Raw genomic sequence first — 19,781 nt, forward strand, 5'->3', positions numbered from 1 at the left:
TACTTTGATATCTATTTAGACTTACATCTGATGTGATTTAGTTGCCAAAAGTTCATGTTTTCGTAGATACGTGATTAATCTTAATATTACGGTTGTCACTAATAAGCTAAATTTCCAAAGCCGTTCTAATATTTTGGACAATTATCTGGGGTGGCTGTGCAACATCAATACATAGAGCGTCTAATGGTTCTTCAAGAGTATAAAACTGGCTATCGAGCAGTTTTTCACTCATGTAATGATTGCTACGCTCTTGCAACCGCATTTGAATCAACTCATAAGACCCTTTAAGGTAAACTAGCTTGATGCGATCGCCCTTGACATTGGCGGTGCGATCGCTATCTAATACCAAAAATTGCCGATAGCTATCTTTTAAAGCCGAACACGCCAGCACCACATTTTTATTTTCTTGTAGCCAGTGTTTAATAGCTATTTGCAAATCTTGTAACCAAGGTATCCTATCAGCTTCACTCAGAGGAATACCGCACCGCATTTTCTCAACGTTCTCTGGCGAGTGGAAAGAATCAGCGTCGCTAAATTCCCATTCTAAGGAGTTTGCTAGCAGTTTTCCGATAGTGGTTTTTCCAGAACCAGATACACCCATGACGATAATAATCATTTTTTTCTTAATAAAAGTTTAACTAATTCGGAATTTGTAGTTGTAATTATGAACAGTGGTAAAAGTCAGGACTTTTAACTCTTTGACATCTAAAAGATGAGTTGTATTAAAATCTCTTGACAAATAACGATTATTTTCTATAATACATACAAATGCACACGTGTGCAATATTTAAAAGCTAAGATAAAATAATGAATAAACGAAGAATTTCCATTGAAGATATTGCCCGCAGAGCAGGCGTTTCTCATTCTACAGTTTCACGTGCTTTGCGAGATAATGCTCTAATTAGCCCGAAAGTGCGAGAAGAAATTAAGCGACTGGCGCAGGAAATGAGTTATGTGCCGAATGCTATTGCTCAAAGCTTGCAAAATAAACGTACTAATACCATTGGTGTGGTAGTAACTTCAATTTCAGATCCTTTTTTTGCAGAGGTAGTAGAGGGAATCGAGAAGATAGCCAGACCAGCTGGCTTGAGTGTTTTATTGAGTGCTTCACACCGAGATTTTGATCAGGAAATGGCAGCTATTGATACTTTTCATCGCCGTAGGGTGGATGGGATCTTAGTCGCCGACTCACGAATTAGTAAGCAGCATATCAAGCAACTCACACAAATTGCTATGCCAACGGTTCTGATTAATAGCCAGACGGAAGATCAATCGGAAATATTTCACTCAGTAGAAATAGACGATCGCTTAGGTGCTAGGTTAGCTACAGAGCATCTAATTAGTTTAGGACACACTGCCATTGGTTATCTGGGTGTAGGCGATCGCAGCAGGTCAAACCAGCAACGCCTAGAAGGATATCAAATGGCACTTGCGGAAGCTGGTATCCCACAAAATACTGATTGGGTTTCAATTAGTGATGAATATGATATCAGAAGAAGCGATGTTGCCACTGGGCAAAATATGCTTGCTAAACTATTGGCGGCGGAAGTTACAGGCATCTTTTGTTACAACGATATGGTTGCAGTTGGCGCTTTGTTAGCCTGCCAAGAATTAGGTATTTTAGTACCACGAAATTTAAGTCTGGTCGGATTTGATGGTATTGCTTTGGGCAATTACGTTACGCCGGCGCTGACCACAGTTAGTCAGCCAATGTTAGAAATTGGTGGTTATGCCATGCAAATGTTACTCGATTTAATAGAAGAAAAAACTGTGGAAAATCGCGTTTTATCTCCTTTTCTATTAAAGCGTGGTAGCAGTGCAGCATTATTAACAATTTAAAACTTAAAACAATTTATACAAAAATTATGTTAACTAAAAAACCGAGTTTATCTCCCGATCGCTGTTTTTCTCCAGAACCACTTCAAAGACGACTAGCTCATCAATTTTTTGACAGCATATCTGCGTTACCTCTAGTTTGTCCACACGGACACGTAGATCCAGCTTTGTTAGCTAATCCCGCAGCCCGTTTTGGTTCGCCGACGGAATTACTGATTATCCCTGACCACTATCTATTGCGGATGTTATACAGTCAGGGCGTATCTCTGCAAGCTTTGGGCATACCAAGCAATGATGGTTCACCAGGAGAAACCAACCACCGTAAAATTTGGCAATTGTTCGCTGACCATTTTTATATATTCCAGGGTACTCCCTCTGGGTTGTGGTTGAAAGAGGAACTAACTAACGTCTTTGGGCTGGATGAACCTTTAAATTCTCGTAACGCAAGATATATCTATGATTGTCTAGAAGGTTTGTTAGCCTTACCTGAGTTTTCCCCTCGTGCTTTATTCAAACGCTTTAATATCGAAGTGCTTTGTACTACCGATGCCGCCAGTGATAACCTAGAGAATCAGCGATCGCTCCACGAAGAAGGTTTTACTCAAATTAGACCAACTTTTCGCCCTGATGCAGTGGTTAATCTGGATGCTCCTGGTTGGCGGGAAAATCTTACCAAGTTAGAAAGCAGTATTGGTAGAGAAATTAGCACTTATGCCAATTTTGTGCAAGCTTTAGAAGAACGTCGAGCTTTCTTTAAAAGGATGGGTGCGACAGCTACCGATCAAGGTGCAGCTACACCTTATACCACACGCCTTTCTGAGCAAGAAGCTGAAGCTATCTTTGCAAGAGCATTAACCGGCAAGCTGAATCCAGGTGATGTGGAAAATTTTACCGGTCATATCTTCATGGAAATGGCGCGGATGAGTGTGGAAGATGGGTTGGTGATGCAAATGCATTGCGGTGTGATGCGTAACCATAACCCGGCTTTATTTGAGAGATTTGGAGCTGATAAAGGTGCTGATATTCCCGTAAAAATCGAATGGACTCACAATTTGCACCCATTATTATCAGCTTACGGTAGCGATCCGCGCTTTCATTTAATCATTTTTGGTATGGATGAAAGCGCTTATAGCCGCGAGATGGCTCCCTTAGCTGGTCATTATCCTACTGTATTGCTGGGGCCGCCTTGGTGGTTTCATGACAGCGTAAATGGTATGGAGCGTTATTTCAATCAGGTAATGGAAACTGCGGGAATTTATAATACTGCTGGATTTAATGATGATACACGGGCTTTTGTTTCGATTCCGGCTCGTCACAATGTCTGGCGGCGGGTAGCTTGTAATTGGTTGGCTGGATTGGTTGCACGGGGGTTGGTTGCGGAGGAGGAGGGGTATGAGATGGCTCGTGCTTTGGTTTATGACCTCGCTAAGGTTGCTTATAAGTTTGAGGGGAATTGAATTGAGGGGGAATTTAAACACAAAGGGGAGGCAGCGCGTTGCGGGGGTTCCCCCCGTTGTAGCGACTGCCGTCGCGCGGAGGGAAGCGCAGAGGTACGCAGAGAGGGGGAATGGCTGATGGCTGAGTTGATTTTGAGTAAACTTTTTAGTTTGACGGGGCGGGTAGTTGTAGTTACTGGTGGTTCTGGTGTGCTTGGTGGAGCTATGGCAAAGGGTTTGGCTCTAGCTGGAGCGCGAGTTGTCGTTTTGGGTCGCAATGAAGTTAGGGCGGGGGCGGTGGTGGCTGAGATTACTGCTAATGGTGGAGAAAGTATGGCTGTGGTGGCAGATGTTAGCGATCGCTCCCAACTAGAAATCGCTAGGGATGTTATTATACAGCGTTGGGGTGAAATAGATATCTTGGTTAATATGGCTGGCGGTAATATTCCGGCTGCCACAATTTCTCCTGATGCGACTATTTTTGATATGCCACATACAGCTTTTGAGGAAGTGGTTAGCCTCAATTTAGTTGGCACTCTCTTACCTTGTCAGGTTTTTGGTCAAGCAATGGTAGAAAGAAGTCAGCCCCACGGTTGCATTGTCAATATTTCTTCTATGTCTGCCATTCGCGCGATTAGTCGGGTGGTTGGCTACTCGGCGGCAAAAGCGGGGATAGATAACTTTACTCGCTGGCTAGCTGTAGAACTCGCCCAAAAGTATGGTGATGGAATGCGAGTAAATGCGATCGCACCAGGGTTTTTTATTGGCGAACAAAATCGAGATTTACTTTTAAATGCAGATGGTAGTTTGACCGTTCGTGGGCAAAAAATTATTGACCATACCCCCGCCGGACGTTTCGGAAAACCAGATGAATTACTCAGCACCTTGATTTGGTTATGTAGTTCTGGTTCTAGTTTTGTTAACGGGGTAGTTGTCCCGGTAGACGGTGGATTTAGTATCTACAGTGGAGTTTAAACTAACTGCGATAACGCCCAACGGCTAACGCGTCTACGTCGGAATAAACCACTTGCTAACAGATCGTTTCTTTACTAGTTAATCTGAAAATTCGATGATTCAAATTCGCCACGGACAAGACCAAATTTATATCACTGGTATACCTGAAGAACTGCGAAGTATTCGACATCAAATTTTGAATTTATTGCAGCTTCATGAGGTACAAGTAGATATCCCGGCTGATACTAACTTTGATCCAGCACCATACAATCGTCTTGATTGTTTATCAATCTATCAGACTAGAGGTGCTGTCAAACTTTCAGTTTCAGCTAATTTTCTGAAAGGAGAGGGAGAAGCATCAAAATTAGCAGTTTTGGCAGAGTGTTTTAATTTCTCAGATGGCTCAAGACATGGTTCACACTCTCATGTTGAGTATTATGAGGGTCATGAGTGGATAGCATCTGATTCAATTCCTTGCGTAATAGGCGTGCTACAGCCACAATCTTAGTTAATTAGTAATAACATCTGTAAAAATACTTGCGATTTATGAAACGCATAGGCAGAAATACTTGCACTTTTTAAGCATATTCTCTGCTACTCAACTAAGGAAATTCTCATAATAAGGATAGTTAAAAATGTATTCACTAGCCGTAAATAACGGTACACTTTCAGATGAGCAAATTTCCGAGCTAGTTCATCAAGCTTTAGCAGACCAGAAGTTAGATGGACAGCGCATTTTGGTGTTAATTCCAGATAGTACCCGCACTGCTCCTATCGCGCAAATGTTTCGATTGCTTCATCAGGAGTTGGGTAAAAGGGTAGCGGCTCTGGATTTTTTAATTGCTCTGGGTACACATAATCCTATGAGTGAAGAACAAATCAATCACTTAGTAGGAGTGACACCAGAGGAGCGAGAAACAACTTTTAAAAAAATTCGCATATTTAACCATCTTTGGAACGATCCAGATACTTTTATTTCTTGTGGAATAATTTCGGCAGACGAGATAGCAGAAATTAGTAGTGGAATGCTGCATCAGTCAGTTGATGTGCGGATTAATAAGCTGGTAACAGAATACGATTTAATCGTGATTTGCGGCCCAGTTTTTCCCCATGAAGTTGTCGGTTTTTCTGGTGGCAATAAATATTTTTTCCCTGGTATTGGTGGTCAAGAAGTAATTAATCTCTCGCACTGGTTAGGTGCTTTAATTACTTGTTACGAAATTATTGGTACGCTAGGAATCACACCAGTCCGGCGTTTGATTAACCGAGCCGCTAACCTGATTTCTACCCAAAAACTTTGTTTGGCGATGGTAGTCGCACCCAAAACAAATCAGCTAGCTGGACTTTATATAGATAAACCAGAGTCAGCCTGGGAAGACGCTGCAAAATTATCAGCTAAACTGCATATTAAATATGTAGATCGGCCTTTTAAACAAGTGCTTTCAATCATGCCCCAAATGTATGATGACATTTGGACAGCAGCAAAAGGAATGTACAAGCTAGAGCCAGTAGTAGCTGACGGTGGCGAAGTAATTATATATGCGCCTCACATTACCGAGTTTAGCTATACACACGGCGAAATTTTATCCGAAGTTGGCTATCATGTACGGGATTACTTTCTCAAACAGTGGGATAAATTTCAAGAGTATCCTGCTGGAGTGCTAGCACATAGTACTCACTTAAAAGGGATGGGTACTTTTGATCCGATAAAAGGAGAACAAGCGCGAATTCGCGTGACTTTAGCGACTGGTATTTCTGCTGAACGCTGTGCTGCTCATAACTTAAACTATCGCGATCCGGCGACCATTCAACCGACAGAATGGGCGAATCGAGAGGATGAAGGCATTTTACTTGTGTCGAAGGCTGGCGAGATACTGTACCGTCTAAGGGAACTCCAAGAAATATAATTATCTAATATTGTGGGGTGGGCATCTTGCCCGCCCTATGGACTGGGCGGGCGAGACGCCCACCCCACAACGCCCACCCCACAATAAATAGTTGTATATTTTTTTATTTGGAAGTCCGTAAGTGACAGTAATTTTCAGGAAACTAAATCGTAGACTGCGATCGCAGTTTAATATTTTACACTTCGCGCTATTCTTGATCAAACGTCAGCGAATCAGTTTATTGCAGCGAACAAAAAAGCATGGGTGGGAAATTAATTGTATTTGAAGGGGTGGAAGGCTGTGGCAAAACCAGCCAAATGCAGCTTTGTTCTGAGTGGTTGGAAAGTCTCGGTGTTTCTGTGGTGGTAACTCGTGAACCAGGGGGAACAGAGTTAGGTTTACATCTTCGCCGCTTGCTACTAGAAAAGTCAGAAGATAAACCAGTTGCAGAAGTGACAGAACTTTTATTGTACGCTGCTGACCGATCGCAACACGTTGAACAAGAACTTAAACCAAATCTCGCAGATGGGAAATATATTTTATGCGATCGCTACACTGACTCTACCATTGCCTACCAAGGATATGGTCGCGGACTTAACATGAGTTTAATCAATCAGCTTAATAATATTGCCACTGGTGGTTTAGAAAGCGATCTAATTATTTGGCTAGATGTCGATGTCGAAGTAGGACTAGCCCGCAAACTCTCAGACCAAGTAGGACTAGACCGCATTGAACAGGAAACAATCGCTTTTCATCGCCGCGTTCAGCAAGGATACGCACATTTAGCAGCATCCCATCCTTCACGAATTGTGCGGGTAGATGGCAGCTTGAGTAAAGAAGCTGTACAACAGGTAATTCAAGAAATTTTGCGCGTACATCTGCACTTGGCGAGGTAGGGCAAAAATCAACCTAAAAATTTTTAATGAGAGTTTGGGCAAACTAGATATGGAGAAAAGTCTAGTTCATACAAAGCAGTAGTAAGAAATGATGGATTATAAGCGTCTGGATTATATCAAAAATGTCACCGACCAAGGTAATGAAACAGAGCGGGCGTATCCTGAATATCCTATTGGAGCTTACTTTCGGTTGAACTTTAAAAGACGTGAAAGTACAAGAGTAGTAGAATCTCACGCCCATAAATTACCAAAAGGATCTCTTATCATCCTTTCTCAAGTACCGCATAAGTGCAAAAACGATATCACAGGAGAGCAAAAAAAAATACCTGATGGTTGCAATAAGAGATACCTGACACACGTAGTTGAACTGGTTAATGAGGGAAGTGAGGATGAACCTCAATGGGTAAATGATCGGTGGGGGATTTTTCGATGGGTTAAGGTTCATTGGATTGCTGATTTGAGGAATTGGAACAGTATTCCTGTTGATAAGGAAGTAATGCGAGCCGAATGGGGTTGCTACAACACTTGCGCTAAATCGTTGTCCAAAGTCCAATTATTGAAGAAACAGTGGAAGGATGATGAGCATGATGAGCAGTGGATGAATAAATTAAGAGAACACTTAATAGAAAAATTGAATTTGGAAGCCGTCAACTAATTTGGAACCCTCAGAACCAGCTGCAATACGGTTCAGTTAACCAAAATTCTAAATTTTTAGAATAGCTGCTGCACTAAACTCCAACAACTTTTCACTACTTCCCTTTTTTCTCATCCAGTGCTTTCTGAATAGCTTCTCTACAAAACTCAGGAGGGTCGTCTTGTGCTTTTACCTCTTCCTTCATTTTTTCGGTGACACGAAAATTAAGATTTTGTGTTAGTGGTTCTTCTCTATCAGACTTAAGTGGTTTTAAATTTTCTGGATTACCTTTAGGGTTAGGCATTGTTGAGAGATGTAAATATAGCTTGAACGATACGTGAACATATAGATAGAGTTTTAAATCGGTGGTGTTCGCGTCTGTCAAAACAGTTCACCACCGATACCACTTTTACAAATGGGTAATTCTATTTTATGTTCACAAGGTCAGAACTCGAAATCAAAACCACTGCTGAATTGAGAGACTTATGTAGGCGTTACGGATTAAAGCCTACCGGAAATGGAGGGTACAAGACTAGTTGGATTGTCACCTTGATGGCATTCCCACAGATAGCACTCTCTCAATTAAGACAGGGTAGAGGGTTGAAGTCACCAGGCTTCAGTGTTATTCAATTCCTTGAAGGAGTCGTAGATGAGATGAACTCCCCCACCGATGAACAAGCGGCACTAATTCGGATAACTTTAGAGCGCAAGGCTATGAGCTACCCTGACCGATACGACCAAGAGAGTTTACTAAACTTGCACAAAGCTAAGATGCACCTTGAGATGGCTATCGGACTGCTAAATCAGTAAATCAGTTTACAAGCCGAAAGTAGTTAGTCCCTAGCAACCTAAAGCTGGGGACTTTTTCTATGTTCTACATAGCCAAAGGGTTTGCTGTAGGCATCGCCTGAAATGATCCTTGCCTTTTAGATGAACTCGTAGGAAAGTACTTTTTAAAAAGGCAACGATGAGGGCGACGGCGAAAGCGAAGGCTAAGGCTTTTAGATGAACTCGTAGGAAAGTACTTTTTAAAACCTCGTTTCCAGCCTCCGGCAGGAAATGCTGCTCCTGGTGGCTCTGCCGCGAGTTCGAGAGGCGGAGCCTTAACGACGAGCATTCTCAGTCGGAGACTGGGAACGAGGCAACGAGACAATTTATTACTCACCTGTGCAACTTGAAATCGCAGCTACACAGACAAAACCACCTACAAAGCTTTAAATTCCTTAATTTTGTCTAGTTAAAAATTATGAAGTAAGTTGACTTTAATAGTTTGTTTTCATACTATGTATACTGAAAGTATTACTGAACCATGAAAAATCAATAAAGTCTAAACTTAGCGTTTTTAGTTACTCTCAATCATTTGGTAAACTTATAAATTTTTATTGAATGATAAGCATCTGAGGGGGTCAGACAAAGGCTGAAACCCTTATTATTTCGTTGACCCCCTCAGATAGCTTGCTGAGTAAGCATTTGAGAAGTGTTGAAGTTGATACTATTGAGAAAAATTATCAACTATTCATGTTCAAAAATGACCCCCTCAGATTGACCTATCTCAAATTCAATCTTGATAAGGCTTCTGAATCGGTAGGGTTTTAATTCCTTTACCCCTCACGGGGATGGAAACTGTGGGGTAAGCCACTGCTCCAACTGGCCAGCTACTAGAGGTTTTAATTCCTTTACCCCTCACGGGGATGGAAACTTCACAACCTTTTGCAAGGCGGACAGTACCGTATGCACTGTTTTAATTCCTTTACCCCTCACGGGGATGGAAACTCAAGCCCTCTTATGTCGTACCCCATTACAATCGTGGTTTTAATTCCTTTACCCCTCACGGGGATGGAAACGATATGGCTAAAAGCCATATCATTGAATCCAAGCATTTTGGTTTTAATTCCTTTACCCCTCACGGGGATGGAAACCATTTCCAGTGTTCGACGCCTGTTTATCTAATAATAATGTTTTAATTCCTTTACCCCTCACGGGGATGGAAACTTGGAGTGAGATAATTAGCCCCACCGCAATCAGCACAAAGTTTTAATTCCTTTACCCCTCACGGGGATGGAAACCTTATTGACTCTTCAGTTCCTTCTGCTCCGTTTACAGTTTTAATTCCTTTACCCCTCACGGGGATGGAAACCTTTGCACCAACTCTCGCACCCGCCGCATATTCATGCGGCGGTTTTAATTCTTTTACCCCTCACGGGGATGGAAACTATAAATCCGCACGATCGCACTAGCCTTAAGACAGCAGTGGATAAGCTCAGGTAAAATTTGTGGCTATAGTAATGTAAGATGATTATCTGGATGATATGTGGTTGATATTTATAACCTAAACAAAATCTAAATTACTAAAGCTGAGAGTTGGGAAACTCCGGTGAAATTCCGGGACTGTGCCGCAGCTGTGATGGGATCGCCCAAGTCAGAATGCCAACTCTCAGGATGTCCTCAAGACACACTCACCGTCTACTCCCTGCGTTGCACGGGGAAGGAGTTCTAAATTTGCTTTCTGGATTTGCCACTTGTCCTGGCTTGTTTTATGCTACACCCGCCGCAGATGGTATATTATCTCGTGTTAGAATACCAGGTGGAATTATTAGTAGTCAGCAGTGCCGTGCGATCGCAGATATAGCAGATCGGCATGGTGGCGGCTATATAGACGTGACTAATCGAGCTAACCTGCAAATTCGTGAAATCCGCACGGGGATAAATGCTGAGGTTCTAAAGTACCTACAGCTGATGGGATTGGGTTCTAGCAATACTCTTGTAGACCAAATCCGCAATATTATGACCAGTCCAACTGCTGGTATCGATCCCCAAGAATTAATCGACACTCGGCCTTTTGTCCAAGGTTGGGATGATTATATTGCAGCACACCCGGCGCTTTCGGGACTGTCGGCAAAATTTAGCGTTTGCTTTGATGGTGGTGGGATAATTCGGGTATGCGATCGCTTGAATGATATCACCTTTGCAGCTGTCTTAGTTGACGGTAACGTTTATTTTCGCCTCCATCTCAGTGTTGGCGAGAAGGGTCAACCGCCCAGCAATACGGGAATTTTGTTATCACCAGAGCAATGTTTGCCCGTCTTGGCAGCTTTGACGGATGTCTATCTAGCTCATAGCCATACTACAAGTAAGCAGCGGCTACGTCTCTTAGAGTTATTGAACACTTTCGGTTGTGAAAATTATCTCCAGGAAGTTGAACAGCGTCTATCTTTCCCGCTTTTATGCAGTGAAACAAGAAAAGACCTAACCCCCCGACCCCCTTCCCTTGCAGGGAAGGGGGAGAAATTCTCCCCTCTCCTTGTAGGAGAGGGGTTGGGGGAGAGGTCAGATGCGAAATATCAGCATATTGGCATCCATCCCCAACGTCAGCCAGGCTTATTTTACCTTGGTGTCGTCTTGCCCCTTGGGCGATTGGAGAGTAGACAGATGCGGGGTTTAGCAGATTTAGCAGCAAAGTACGGCAGTGGAACTCTCAGGCTAACCCCTTGGCAAAATTTGCTCCTTACAGATATTCCTCGGCAATGGGTTGCTGATGTCCAAAATGAAATTGCTTTCTTAGGATTAGATTTCACTGCAACCAACATCAAGAGTTCATTAGTTGCCTGTTCTGGAAAAAAGAGTTGCGCCGCTTCTGCCACAGACACTAAAAGTCATGCCTTGGCATTAGCAGAGTATCTGGAAACTCGCGTTACTCTCAATTCCCCAGTTAATATCCACTTTAGCGGCTGCGAAAAGTCTTGTGCCCAGCATAGCAAAAGTGATATTACTCTCCTGGGTGTCAGCATTGAGGCTGATAATCAAACTTTAGAGGGCTATCACATTTATGTTGGTGACAGTAAGCAGAAATTCGGACATGAACTATATCAATATGTAACTTTTGCCGAACTACCTGCATTAATAGAGCGGATGCTATATGTATATAAAATTCAACGCTTAAATTCTGATGAGTCCTTTGGGGAATTTGCTAATCGATATCCGATAGCACAATTACAACAGTTATTTAATAAATACTTAGAAGATATAAGCACAGATAAATACAGATGATTGATTTCTCCGTTTCTCTTACTCTGTTTTCTCTGCGCCTCTGCGGTTAATTAAATTAGTTATTCTTCTAGTGAAAAGAAAGTATCTATATTAACCAACAAATCAATCCAAAATTTAAAATCTAAAATCCCAAATTGAATGCCCGATTACATCCGAGATGCCAACGAAATTTACCGCAATTCCTTTGCAATCATCCGCTCAGAAGCAAACCTAGATGTGCTACCGCCAGATGTAGCAAAAGTTGCTGTACGTCTGATTCACGCCTGTGGAATGACGGATATTGTCACAGACTTGGGATATTCACCAACCGCAGTGCAATCCGCAAGAGCAGCACTGGCAGCAGGAGCGCCAATTCTCTGCGATTGCCGAATGGTTGCCGATGGCGTTACCAGACGGCGGTTGTCTGCAAACAATCAAGTTATCTGTACCCTCAACGAGCCAGAAGTGCCAGAACTTGCCCAGAGTATGGGTACTACAAGGTCGGCGGCAGCTTTAGAATTATGGCGCTCGCACCTGGAAGGATCGGTAGTCGCAATTGGGAATGCTCCCACAGCCCTATTCCGGCTGTTAGAAATGCTCGATGCCGGAATACCCAAACCTGCGATTATCTTGGGCTTTCCAGTGGGGTTTGTCGGTGCAGCCGAATCGAAAGCAGCATTGGCAGCAGACAGCAGGAATGTACCATTTTTAACCTTACACGGTCGGCGCGGTGGAAGTGCGATCGCGGCAGCAGCAGTAAACGCCCTGGCAACGGAGGAAGAATGAATATGCAACCCAAAGGTCGTCTTTATGGAATTGGTGTCGGCCCTGGCGATCCAGAACTATTGACTCTGAAAGCGCTGCGGCTATTACGTGCGGCTCCCGTGGTAGCTTATCAATCAGCCACAGACAAACAAAGTATCGCTAGAGCGATCGTAGCGCAGTATCTTCCTGGCAATCAAATCGAAGTGCTATTTCACCTCCCCCGCGCTTTGGAACCAGAAAAGGCAAAATCTATTTATGACCAGGAAATTCAACCAATCGCCGACCATTTAGCAGCCGGTCGAGATGTCGTAGTACTATGCGAGGGCGATCCATTTTTCTATGGTTCCTTCATGTACCTGTTCACCCGGTTATGTGACCAATACGAAACAGAAGTTGTCCCCGGAGTTTCCTCACTGATGGCTTGTCCGGTAGCTTTGGGTGTACCTTTCACCTATTACACCGATATCCTCACAGTCTTACCCGCCCCATTGCCAGCAGAAGAATTAACTACACATCTACTAATGACTGATGCCGCCGCGATTATGAAACTAGGTCGTCACTTTACTAAAGTACGAGATATCCTGCATAAATTAGGGCTAGCATCACGGGCGAGATATATTGAGCGGGCATCAACATCACAGCAACGCATCATTCCCCTGGATGAAGTTGATCCAGCCGAAGTACCATATTTCTCAATGATTGTGATCCCCACTAAGAATCGACTATAGCTGTGCCAAATGTGGGTTAATATCAGGCTCGACCTAGCGATTTTAGATTTTAGATTATTTCGGTTCATACCCCGCCCGAAGTCAAGCGGAATAAATTCAAAATCCCAAATCCAAAATCTGACGCTCGATGACTCGCTAACGCTTCGCTATCAAGCCTTGTCCCCTTGTGGGCGAGGTTAATCCAAAATTGCAAATCCAAAATCCAAAATTGGTTGACTATTGAACATCCAAAAAAAGATAACCTCCTGGCTGCTTGAACCAGGGGTATAAAAACAAATTGATTCATCTTTACAAGCGTTGTAACAGGCTCAAACCGTGGGTATCAGTACCACAGGTATTGAAAAGAAAGTATTCATCAGCCAACTTTTGCACTTGTTCTGATTCCACGACGCTGGCTTTCCAAGGGTTGGGGTTATTGTAGGCGTAGAAAGTTTCCACACCATCGATACCCTTTTGGGCAGCAGCAGGAATTAAGTCAAAATGCGATCGCTTGTAACGAGCCGGATGAGCCAAAACTGCCAATCCCCCAGCTTCGTGAATCGCGGCAATTACGTTACTTGCCTGATATTCTTGCCCTGTAGTCGGCCTTCTTTGCAAATAGGGTTTCATACTAGGGTGTTCTGTTCCAAAAGCGTAAGCCAAAATGTGAACTTCTATATCCAAAAGATTGGCATTGATTTCCACGCCACTCCACAAGTAAGGAGTGGTGGCAGCAGGATTACTCCACTTCCAATCTTCTAACCAAGCAAGTGATGCTTGATAGCCGATAATACCATGATGATCGGTAATAGCTAACCCTTTCAGTCCAATCGCGATCGCCTGCTCCATCAATGCACTCGGCTGCAACCTGCCATCCGAGTAGACAGTGTGCATGTGAAAGTTGAATAACCTTGGACAACTATGTGCATCAATGTTATGGAATACTTGCTTCAAAAGTTCTGCCGAAGCAGTAGTCCGGGCCAAATTTACAGCCATAACTCCCTCTGAACAAAAATATATATTCTTAACACACTAAAACGCTACATCTACAGATAAGAAAGATCCACCACTAAAAAATTAGTGTTGGTTGCTACTTTCTCAGCTTTCTCAGCAAATTTTTCAATATGTTAAGACTAGGTTAGCAAATCTTAATCTCAGTAGTCATGGGTAATTTGAACTACTTTACAATTAAGTAGTAATAAATATTGCATCTAAAACTTCATAAATACGCCTATGGCATCTGTGCTAAATGACTTAGATACTAAAGGATTTTTAGAGTAGTTAGCTATAAACAGCCGAAAATGCAATTAGAATTTGTGTGTAAAAATCGTTATTTCCCTCAGTAATTATCGCCTTGATTTAACCAATAACAACTTTAGCGTAGGCGTAGCCCGCCGCAGGCATCGCATAAAACCGCATAAATAAGAAGATCCTGTGAGTTTAGAATAGCTCTCAGAAAATTGGCGATGTCTACGACGGGCTATGCCTACGCTAGCAGCTTATTACACCCCTCGCGCAATCCCAAAAGAATCTCCCTTCAAGGTGATTCCCAAGGGTTCTATTACTACCTCGCGACTAAGGGAAGCCTCAACCCTTCCGGCAATCACAGCCGAGAGTTGATGTTCTCTTGCAAGTAGGATAATTTTCTCTGCATCCTGCTCCGACTCTGTATAGAATGCGAATCCTGCACCGTAATTGAACACCGAAAGCATCGTCTGGGCCCCGCCCTCAAGATGACCCTCAACAAAGGTAAATATCTCTGGCACTGGGAGCATCGTTTCGATAACATACCGGAGTGGTTTCACTGAACGCATCAGCTTTTGCCAGCCATGACCAGTAATATTCTCCATCGCTGTGGGACGAATCCCCTCACCAAGCACCGCCTGTACAAGCGGCGTATAGAGATATGATGCAGCATTAATCGCTTCCCAAAACTCCTGCCCACTTGGGAGTTTTGTTCTATAGCCATCAGGGAGCGATTCAGCCAGCTTTCGCAATGGGGTAAAGCCGTTCTCGTGGGGGCCCGAACTCTCGACTAGAACAATAGTATTTCCGGCATCCAGACGCGAGCTATCAATCGGGGCAACACCAGCCGGCATAACCCCAAAAACCGAGCCGGCTATGTCGAGCCGCCCTGGAATCATCTTCGTTTTTAGTTGAGGAGTTTCCCCTGAAAGATAGACACAGCCCACTCGTTTGCACGCTTCAACCACTCCATCCAGAAACCCATCAAGAAATGCGGGCGTAAAGATTGTTTCAGGAGTACTCGACGGCAAATAAAGACCGAGAAGTATAGTTTGCATACCGGAAGTTGCAGCATCATTCGTCAGACACGAAATAATCTTGATACCAATATTCCACCAGAATCGTCGCAGTTCTTCTTCACTGAGATCGTCAGGGCGGGTATCGTCTGCGGTGCCCAGTCCTTCGGGTACAAGTGTCATCGAAAGTTCTCTAGCCCCCGCCTCTAGAAATGGAGCCAGGTTGAAGCTAAAAGCGTTGGCGCTTGCTCCTAAACCCGACGCGGGCACTATGCCATAGCTGCTTGCAAAGCCCAATGTGCGTTTTGCAGCATCGATGAAGCGTCGTTTTGCAGCATCGAGAGTATCGTAATCGACTTGATCGAGAGCTTGAGCCATCAGGTTGCGTTTTAAGTGAAAAGTGAGGAGTTATCGAAACAGAATTCAGGAGTCAGGAGTCAGAATTCAGTACGAGTAGCAGATAGCGCGGCGTAGCGCGTCTGAATAGACTGGTTTAAAATCCCTACTGATAGCGTTCGCAAAGCCTCTCTTAGAGAGCATCTTTATTCTGAATTCTGACTCCTGAATTCTGAATTCTTCTTCAAGACTTTTTTAACTCCTCACTTTAAAATACCTCATCTTCAATACCGCGCCACCATTCACCCAATTTCATCAAGTCTAGGTGAATATCTTCTAATTCTTTGGTATAAACATCGTCTGCAAGCATAGCTCGACGCTCTTGTAATTTCTTAAGGCGCAGTTGTACTAAAAGCCAAGGTTTAGTAATACTATTGGTTGCTTCGATGTATTGCGCTAGTTCTTTGCTATTCATTTACTAGGACTCCTATTTGATTTTTTGATTCTTGAAAAAACTCTGCACAACTCGAAAGGGCTGATTCCCTACTTCCTACCTACGCAAATAAGTTCAAAAATCAAATCGGATTGCTACAGTATTTTAATTCAGCCTAACTGAAATTTGAAGTCTGTAACCACAAGTCTAAGTATTTGTGTTCTCTGATACTCTGCCAAATTAATGCAACACGATCGCCCTTCCATTGGGAATTTATTAATCCGCCGTTCGCACCAAAGGCAAATACTTGGCTGAGTCATGTCTGGGGATGCTTGGGAGCTAAATTTTTACGATGACAGATTTTTTCTGTCTATGTTTTTGTTACAATTATTGAAATTTTTAGATAAAAATACCACTATGGCTTTATATGCTGAATTACATAGACATCTGGGCGGCTCGGTTGTACCACGAGTTTTATGGCAATATTTCGAGCGACATGCTTCGGAGTTGATTTCCCGCTTTGCTGACTATTCAGAATTTGAAGATTTTTATACCCGCCCACGTAACACCCTAGATGAGTATCTAGAATTACACACCCTGGTAGAAAGTGTGCAAACTGTGGAGACTTTGCCTTACTTTATCTATCGTTTGGTGCGAGGTGCTTACATATTTGAGAATTTGGCTTATCTGGAACTGCGCTATACTCCTTATTTGCGGACACCTGAGCATTTGAGTCAATCCGAAAGAATTGACAAGATGGCAGAAATTGTGCAAGTAGTAGGACTTGCTAGCCACCAGCCAGAATATCCGATTGTTACTAGCCAAATTCTCTGTATGCACACACGCCTACCTTATGAGGTGAACAAGGCGATTGTTGATTTGGCGGCGCAAAATCAACAGTATGTCTGTGCAGTAGATGTAGCTGGAGGTGATAGCTATTACGCCGATCGCTTAGAAGAATGGATTAGTCTATATGATTATGCGCGATCGCTAGGCGTTAACACCACGGGACATCTATATGAAACCAGCGCCGGTTGTTACCCAGAACTGTTACCCTATCTAATGCGAATCGGTCACGGCATCCAAATTCCCTTACTATATCCAGAGTTACTTAATGATGTGGCTAAACGCGGACAGTGTTTAGAGGTTTGCCCCACAACTTACCTGAAAACTGGTACTTTGCAAGATATACGTCAACTCAAATTAGTCTTTGACCGTTGTTTTGATGCTGGGGTTGATATCGCTATCTGTACTGACAATGCTGGATTGCACAATGTACGTCTACCATTCGAGTATGAAAATCTCTTGACTTACAACATTATTAGTTTTGAACAACTACACGCTTGTCAAGATGCAGCTTTCCGTCATGCTTTTGCTTGGCCTTATAGTCAACCTCCTGCATCCCTGTTGAACGGTTTACTCAAACCCGAACCACCTAAAGTTTTGGCAATCAGGGAAAGTAATTAACGACCATCTAGAGATATTCATGTTGTAATTCACCTCTCTATCTCCCTTGCCCCCAGAAGCTATAAACTATAATTTATGGCATCTACTATTCAAGCTCTACCAACAGAAGTCGTATATCTCATTACAGCTGGAGAGGTAATCGACTCTTTAGCCTCTGTGGTGCGGGAATTGGTAGAAAATTCCCTAGACGCAGGTGCAACGCGAATTGTGGTTTCTCTATGGCCGCAGCAATGGCGAATTCGCGTGGCAGATAATGGTTGTGGAATGAATCTAGATGATTTACAACAAGCAGCCACAGCCCACAGCACAAGTAAAATTCGCTCTAGTGCCGATTTATGGAAAATTCACAGTTTGGGGTTTCGTGGTGAAGCGTTGCACAGTTTAACGACTCTGGCAGATTTGGAAATTTTGAGTCGTCCTGTAGGCGGAAAATTGGGATGGCGGATGATTTATGGCGATGGTGGGAAAGTTGTGCAAGTTGAAGCAACTGCGATCGCACCTGGTACTGTGGTTACAGTTTCTCATCTTTTCGGTAATTGCTCATCTCGTCGTCAGGGATTACCCACAACAGCACAGCAAATGAAAGCTGTGCAAGCCACAATTCACCAAATCGCCCTCTGTCATCCCCATATCACCTGGCAGATTTGGCAAAACGATCGTCAATGGTTCACTATTTGTCCTGCTGCCACAACAGGGCAACTCCTACCGCAGATTTTACCGCAAGTGCGACAAGGTGATTTGCAAGAAGTAAAACTCGAAATACCTAACCCGCTAAACTCAGAACACAGAACTCAGAATTCAGAATTCAGAATTCAGAATTCATCACTCCCACCTTCCCAATCAGCACTTCTAACTCCCCACTCCCCACTCCCCACTCCCCACTCAGCACTCACTTTAGTGGTAGGGTTACCTGATCGCTGTCATCGTCATCGTCCAGATTGGGTACGTGTAGCCATTAACGGCAGAATGGTTAAGACACCGGAACTAGAGCAAACGATATTATCAGCATTTCACAGAACATTACCACGCGATCGCTATCCAATTTGTTTCTTACATCTTGCCATTTCACCAGATCAAATTAACTGGAATCGCAATCCCGCAAAAACAGAAATTTACCTCAACGAAATCGTTTATTGGCAAGAGCAAATTACCCAAGCAATTAACCAAGCACTCAGCATTTCTTCTACCAATCTCAAAGAAGCTGTTCACACAACACGAGTTAGTAAATTACTCAAAGCCGCAGAAGCTAAAGGCGGCTACAATTTCAATCCTCAAAATCCTAACGAAAATCCCAAAACTCTTAACTCCTCACTCCCAACTCCTAACTCCTTAAAAGCTGTCGCTCAAGTTAGCAACACTTATATTGTGGCGGAACATTCAGGTGGGATGTGGTTAGTAGAACAGCATATTGCCCATGAGCGAGTTTTGTATGAACAATTATGCGATGATTGGCAACTTGTCCCCGTCGAACCGCCAATCATTCTTTATCAATTGTCGCCAGCACAGGTATCGCAACTGCAACGCATCGGTTTAGACATAGAACCCTTTGGCGAACAACTTTGGGCAGTCCGTAATATCCCCGCACCTTTGCAGCAGCGAGACGACTGTGCAGAAGCAATTTTAGAGCTTAGTTGGGGAGGCGACTTACAAACAGCCCAAGTAGCTGTCGCCTGTCGCAGTGCTATTCGTAACGGTACACCCATGAACCACCAAGAAATGCAGACACTTTTAGATAATTGGCAACGCACACGCAATCCCCGTACATGTCCCCACGGCCGCCCCATTTATCTATCTTTAGAAGAATCAGCTTTAGCCCGGTTTTTCCGACGTAATTGGGTAATTGGTAAAAGTCATGGAATTTGATATTTGCGATCGCTATTTTCACGTAAATTTGTACATTTGTACATTCACTAATTATTTGTCTGTGTTGACAAATTAATGTCCATATTATTGACAGATAAATGTCCGCGTTGACAAATGAATGTTTATTAGACAGTCTAGATAAGGCATATCAAAAATGAACTCCTATGCTCACAATACCAGTTTACAGCTATTGGCTTCCATACCCGCCCGGAAATAAATTTTTTTGGCTTTTAGCTTAAGTCTACTGAAGTAGACTGGAGATTTTTGGCAATATTTAGTCA

The 19,781-nt window shown here is 43.2% G+C and carries 18 protein-coding genes, 1 CRISPR repeat array and 1 riboswitch; of the genes, 13 read left to right on the top strand and 5 right to left on the bottom strand.

Features of this window, described 5'->3' with window-relative positions:
- Positions 1-106 precede the first annotated feature (106 nt).
- Positions 107-616, bottom strand: a complete 510-nt coding sequence (locus V7L31_RS11695) for a gluconokinase (RefSeq protein ID WP_334696372.1) — start codon at positions 614-616, stop codon at positions 107-109.
- 191 nt (positions 617-807) lie between these two features.
- On the opposite strand from V7L31_RS11695, the gene V7L31_RS11700 reads away from it, so the two are divergent.
- The 7 genes from V7L31_RS11700 (at position 808) to V7L31_RS11730 (ending at position 7,663) form a co-directional block, all read left to right on the top strand.
- Positions 808-1,839, top strand: coding sequence for a LacI family DNA-binding transcriptional regulator (locus V7L31_RS11700; RefSeq protein ID WP_334696373.1), 1,032 nt, complete (start codon positions 808-810; stop codon positions 1,837-1,839).
- Between the two features lie 26 nt (positions 1,840-1,865).
- Positions 1,866-3,293, top strand: coding sequence for a glucuronate isomerase (gene uxaC, locus V7L31_RS11705; RefSeq protein WP_334696374.1), 1,428 nt, complete (start codon positions 1,866-1,868; stop codon positions 3,291-3,293).
- A 117-nt stretch (positions 3,294-3,410) separates the two neighbouring features.
- Complete coding sequence (locus V7L31_RS11710; RefSeq protein WP_334696375.1) at positions 3,411-4,247, top strand: SDR family oxidoreductase; 837 nt, start codon at positions 3,411-3,413, stop codon at positions 4,245-4,247.
- 94 nt (positions 4,248-4,341) lie between these two features.
- Positions 4,342-4,734 carry a hypothetical protein gene (locus V7L31_RS11715; protein WP_334696376.1) on the top strand — a complete coding sequence of 131 codons (393 nt, stop codon included), beginning with the start codon at positions 4,342-4,344 and terminating at the stop codon, positions 4,732-4,734.
- 127 nt (positions 4,735-4,861) lie between these two features.
- Positions 4,862-6,133, top strand: coding sequence for a lactate racemase domain-containing protein (locus V7L31_RS11720; RefSeq protein WP_334696377.1), 1,272 nt, complete (start codon positions 4,862-4,864; stop codon positions 6,131-6,133).
- Between the two features lie 239 nt (positions 6,134-6,372).
- Entirely contained in the window at positions 6,373-7,008 is a 636-nt protein-coding gene (gene tmk, locus V7L31_RS11725) for a dTMP kinase (protein ID WP_334696378.1), read from the top strand.
- An 88-nt stretch (positions 7,009-7,096) separates the two neighbouring features.
- On the top strand, positions 7,097-7,663 hold the full coding sequence (locus V7L31_RS11730) for a hypothetical protein (protein WP_334696379.1): 567 nt from the start codon (positions 7,097-7,099) through the stop codon (positions 7,661-7,663).
- Positions 7,664-7,757: 94 nt separating this feature from the next.
- Here the strand turns inward: V7L31_RS11730 and V7L31_RS11735 are convergent, their stop codons facing one another.
- Positions 7,758-7,946, bottom strand: a complete 189-nt coding sequence (locus tag V7L31_RS11735) for a hypothetical protein (protein WP_094353117.1) — start codon at positions 7,944-7,946, stop codon at positions 7,758-7,760.
- Positions 7,947-8,074: 128 nt separating this feature from the next.
- Between V7L31_RS11735 and V7L31_RS11740 the strand changes: the two genes are divergently transcribed.
- The 4 genes from V7L31_RS11740 (at position 8,075) to V7L31_RS11755 (ending at position 13,161) form a co-directional block, all read left to right on the top strand.
- Complete coding sequence (locus tag V7L31_RS11740; RefSeq protein WP_322676131.1) at positions 8,075-8,452, top strand: hypothetical protein; 378 nt, start codon at positions 8,075-8,077, stop codon at positions 8,450-8,452.
- A 779-nt stretch (positions 8,453-9,231) separates the two neighbouring features.
- A CRISPR array of direct repeats spans positions 9,232-9,855; the repeat unit is 35 nt; unit sequence GTTTTAATTCCTTTACCCCTCACGGGGATGGAAAC.
- A gap of 141 nt (positions 9,856-9,996) precedes the next feature.
- Positions 9,997-10,080: riboswitch (adenosylcobalamin-variant (AdoCbl-variant) riboswitch) on the top strand.
- A 1-nt stretch (position 10,081) separates the two neighbouring features.
- A complete protein-coding gene (cobG, locus tag V7L31_RS11745; protein WP_442944408.1) occupies positions 10,082-11,689 on the top strand; it encodes a precorrin-3B synthase in 1,608 nt (535 codons plus the stop codon).
- Between the two features lie 138 nt (positions 11,690-11,827).
- Entirely contained in the window at positions 11,828-12,454 is a 627-nt protein-coding gene (locus V7L31_RS11750; protein WP_334696381.1) for a precorrin-8X methylmutase, read from the top strand.
- A gap of 2 nt (positions 12,455-12,456) precedes the next feature.
- A complete protein-coding gene (locus V7L31_RS11755; RefSeq protein ID WP_334696382.1) occupies positions 12,457-13,161 on the top strand; it encodes a precorrin-2 C(20)-methyltransferase in 705 nt (234 codons plus the stop codon).
- A gap of 288 nt (positions 13,162-13,449) precedes the next feature.
- Here the strand turns inward: V7L31_RS11755 and V7L31_RS11760 are convergent, their stop codons facing one another.
- The 3 genes from V7L31_RS11760 to V7L31_RS11770 all read right to left on the bottom strand — a co-directional run bounded on the left by V7L31_RS11760 (position 13,450) and on the right by V7L31_RS11770 (position 16,212).
- Positions 13,450-14,136, bottom strand: coding sequence for a PHP domain-containing protein (locus V7L31_RS11760; protein WP_334696383.1), 687 nt, complete (start codon positions 14,134-14,136; stop codon positions 13,450-13,452).
- Positions 14,137-14,642: 506 nt separating this feature from the next.
- The gene (locus V7L31_RS11765; RefSeq protein WP_334696384.1) at positions 14,643-15,779 is read right to left on the bottom strand and encodes an AIR synthase related protein; all 1,137 of its coding nucleotides are present in this window, start codon (positions 15,777-15,779) and stop codon (positions 14,643-14,645) included.
- A gap of 226 nt (positions 15,780-16,005) precedes the next feature.
- Positions 16,006-16,212 carry a hypothetical protein gene (locus V7L31_RS11770; RefSeq protein ID WP_179064108.1) on the bottom strand — a complete coding sequence of 69 codons (207 nt, stop codon included), beginning with the start codon at positions 16,210-16,212 and terminating at the stop codon, positions 16,006-16,008.
- Between the two features lie 375 nt (positions 16,213-16,587).
- Between V7L31_RS11770 and V7L31_RS11775 the strand changes: the two genes are divergently transcribed.
- Both V7L31_RS11775 and mutL read left to right on the top strand, forming a co-directional pair.
- Positions 16,588-17,637, top strand: a complete 1,050-nt coding sequence (locus V7L31_RS11775; RefSeq protein ID WP_334696385.1) for an adenosine deaminase — start codon at positions 16,588-16,590, stop codon at positions 17,635-17,637.
- A gap of 75 nt (positions 17,638-17,712) precedes the next feature.
- Positions 17,713-19,500 carry a DNA mismatch repair endonuclease MutL gene (mutL, locus tag V7L31_RS11780; protein ID WP_334696386.1) on the top strand — a complete coding sequence of 596 codons (1,788 nt, stop codon included), beginning with the start codon at positions 17,713-17,715 and terminating at the stop codon, positions 19,498-19,500.
- Positions 19,501-19,781: the final 281 nt, after the last annotated feature.

Source organism: Nostoc sp. (genome assembly GCF_036916655.1).
GTDB lineage: Bacteria > Cyanobacteriota > Cyanobacteriia > Cyanobacteriales > Nostocaceae > Nostoc.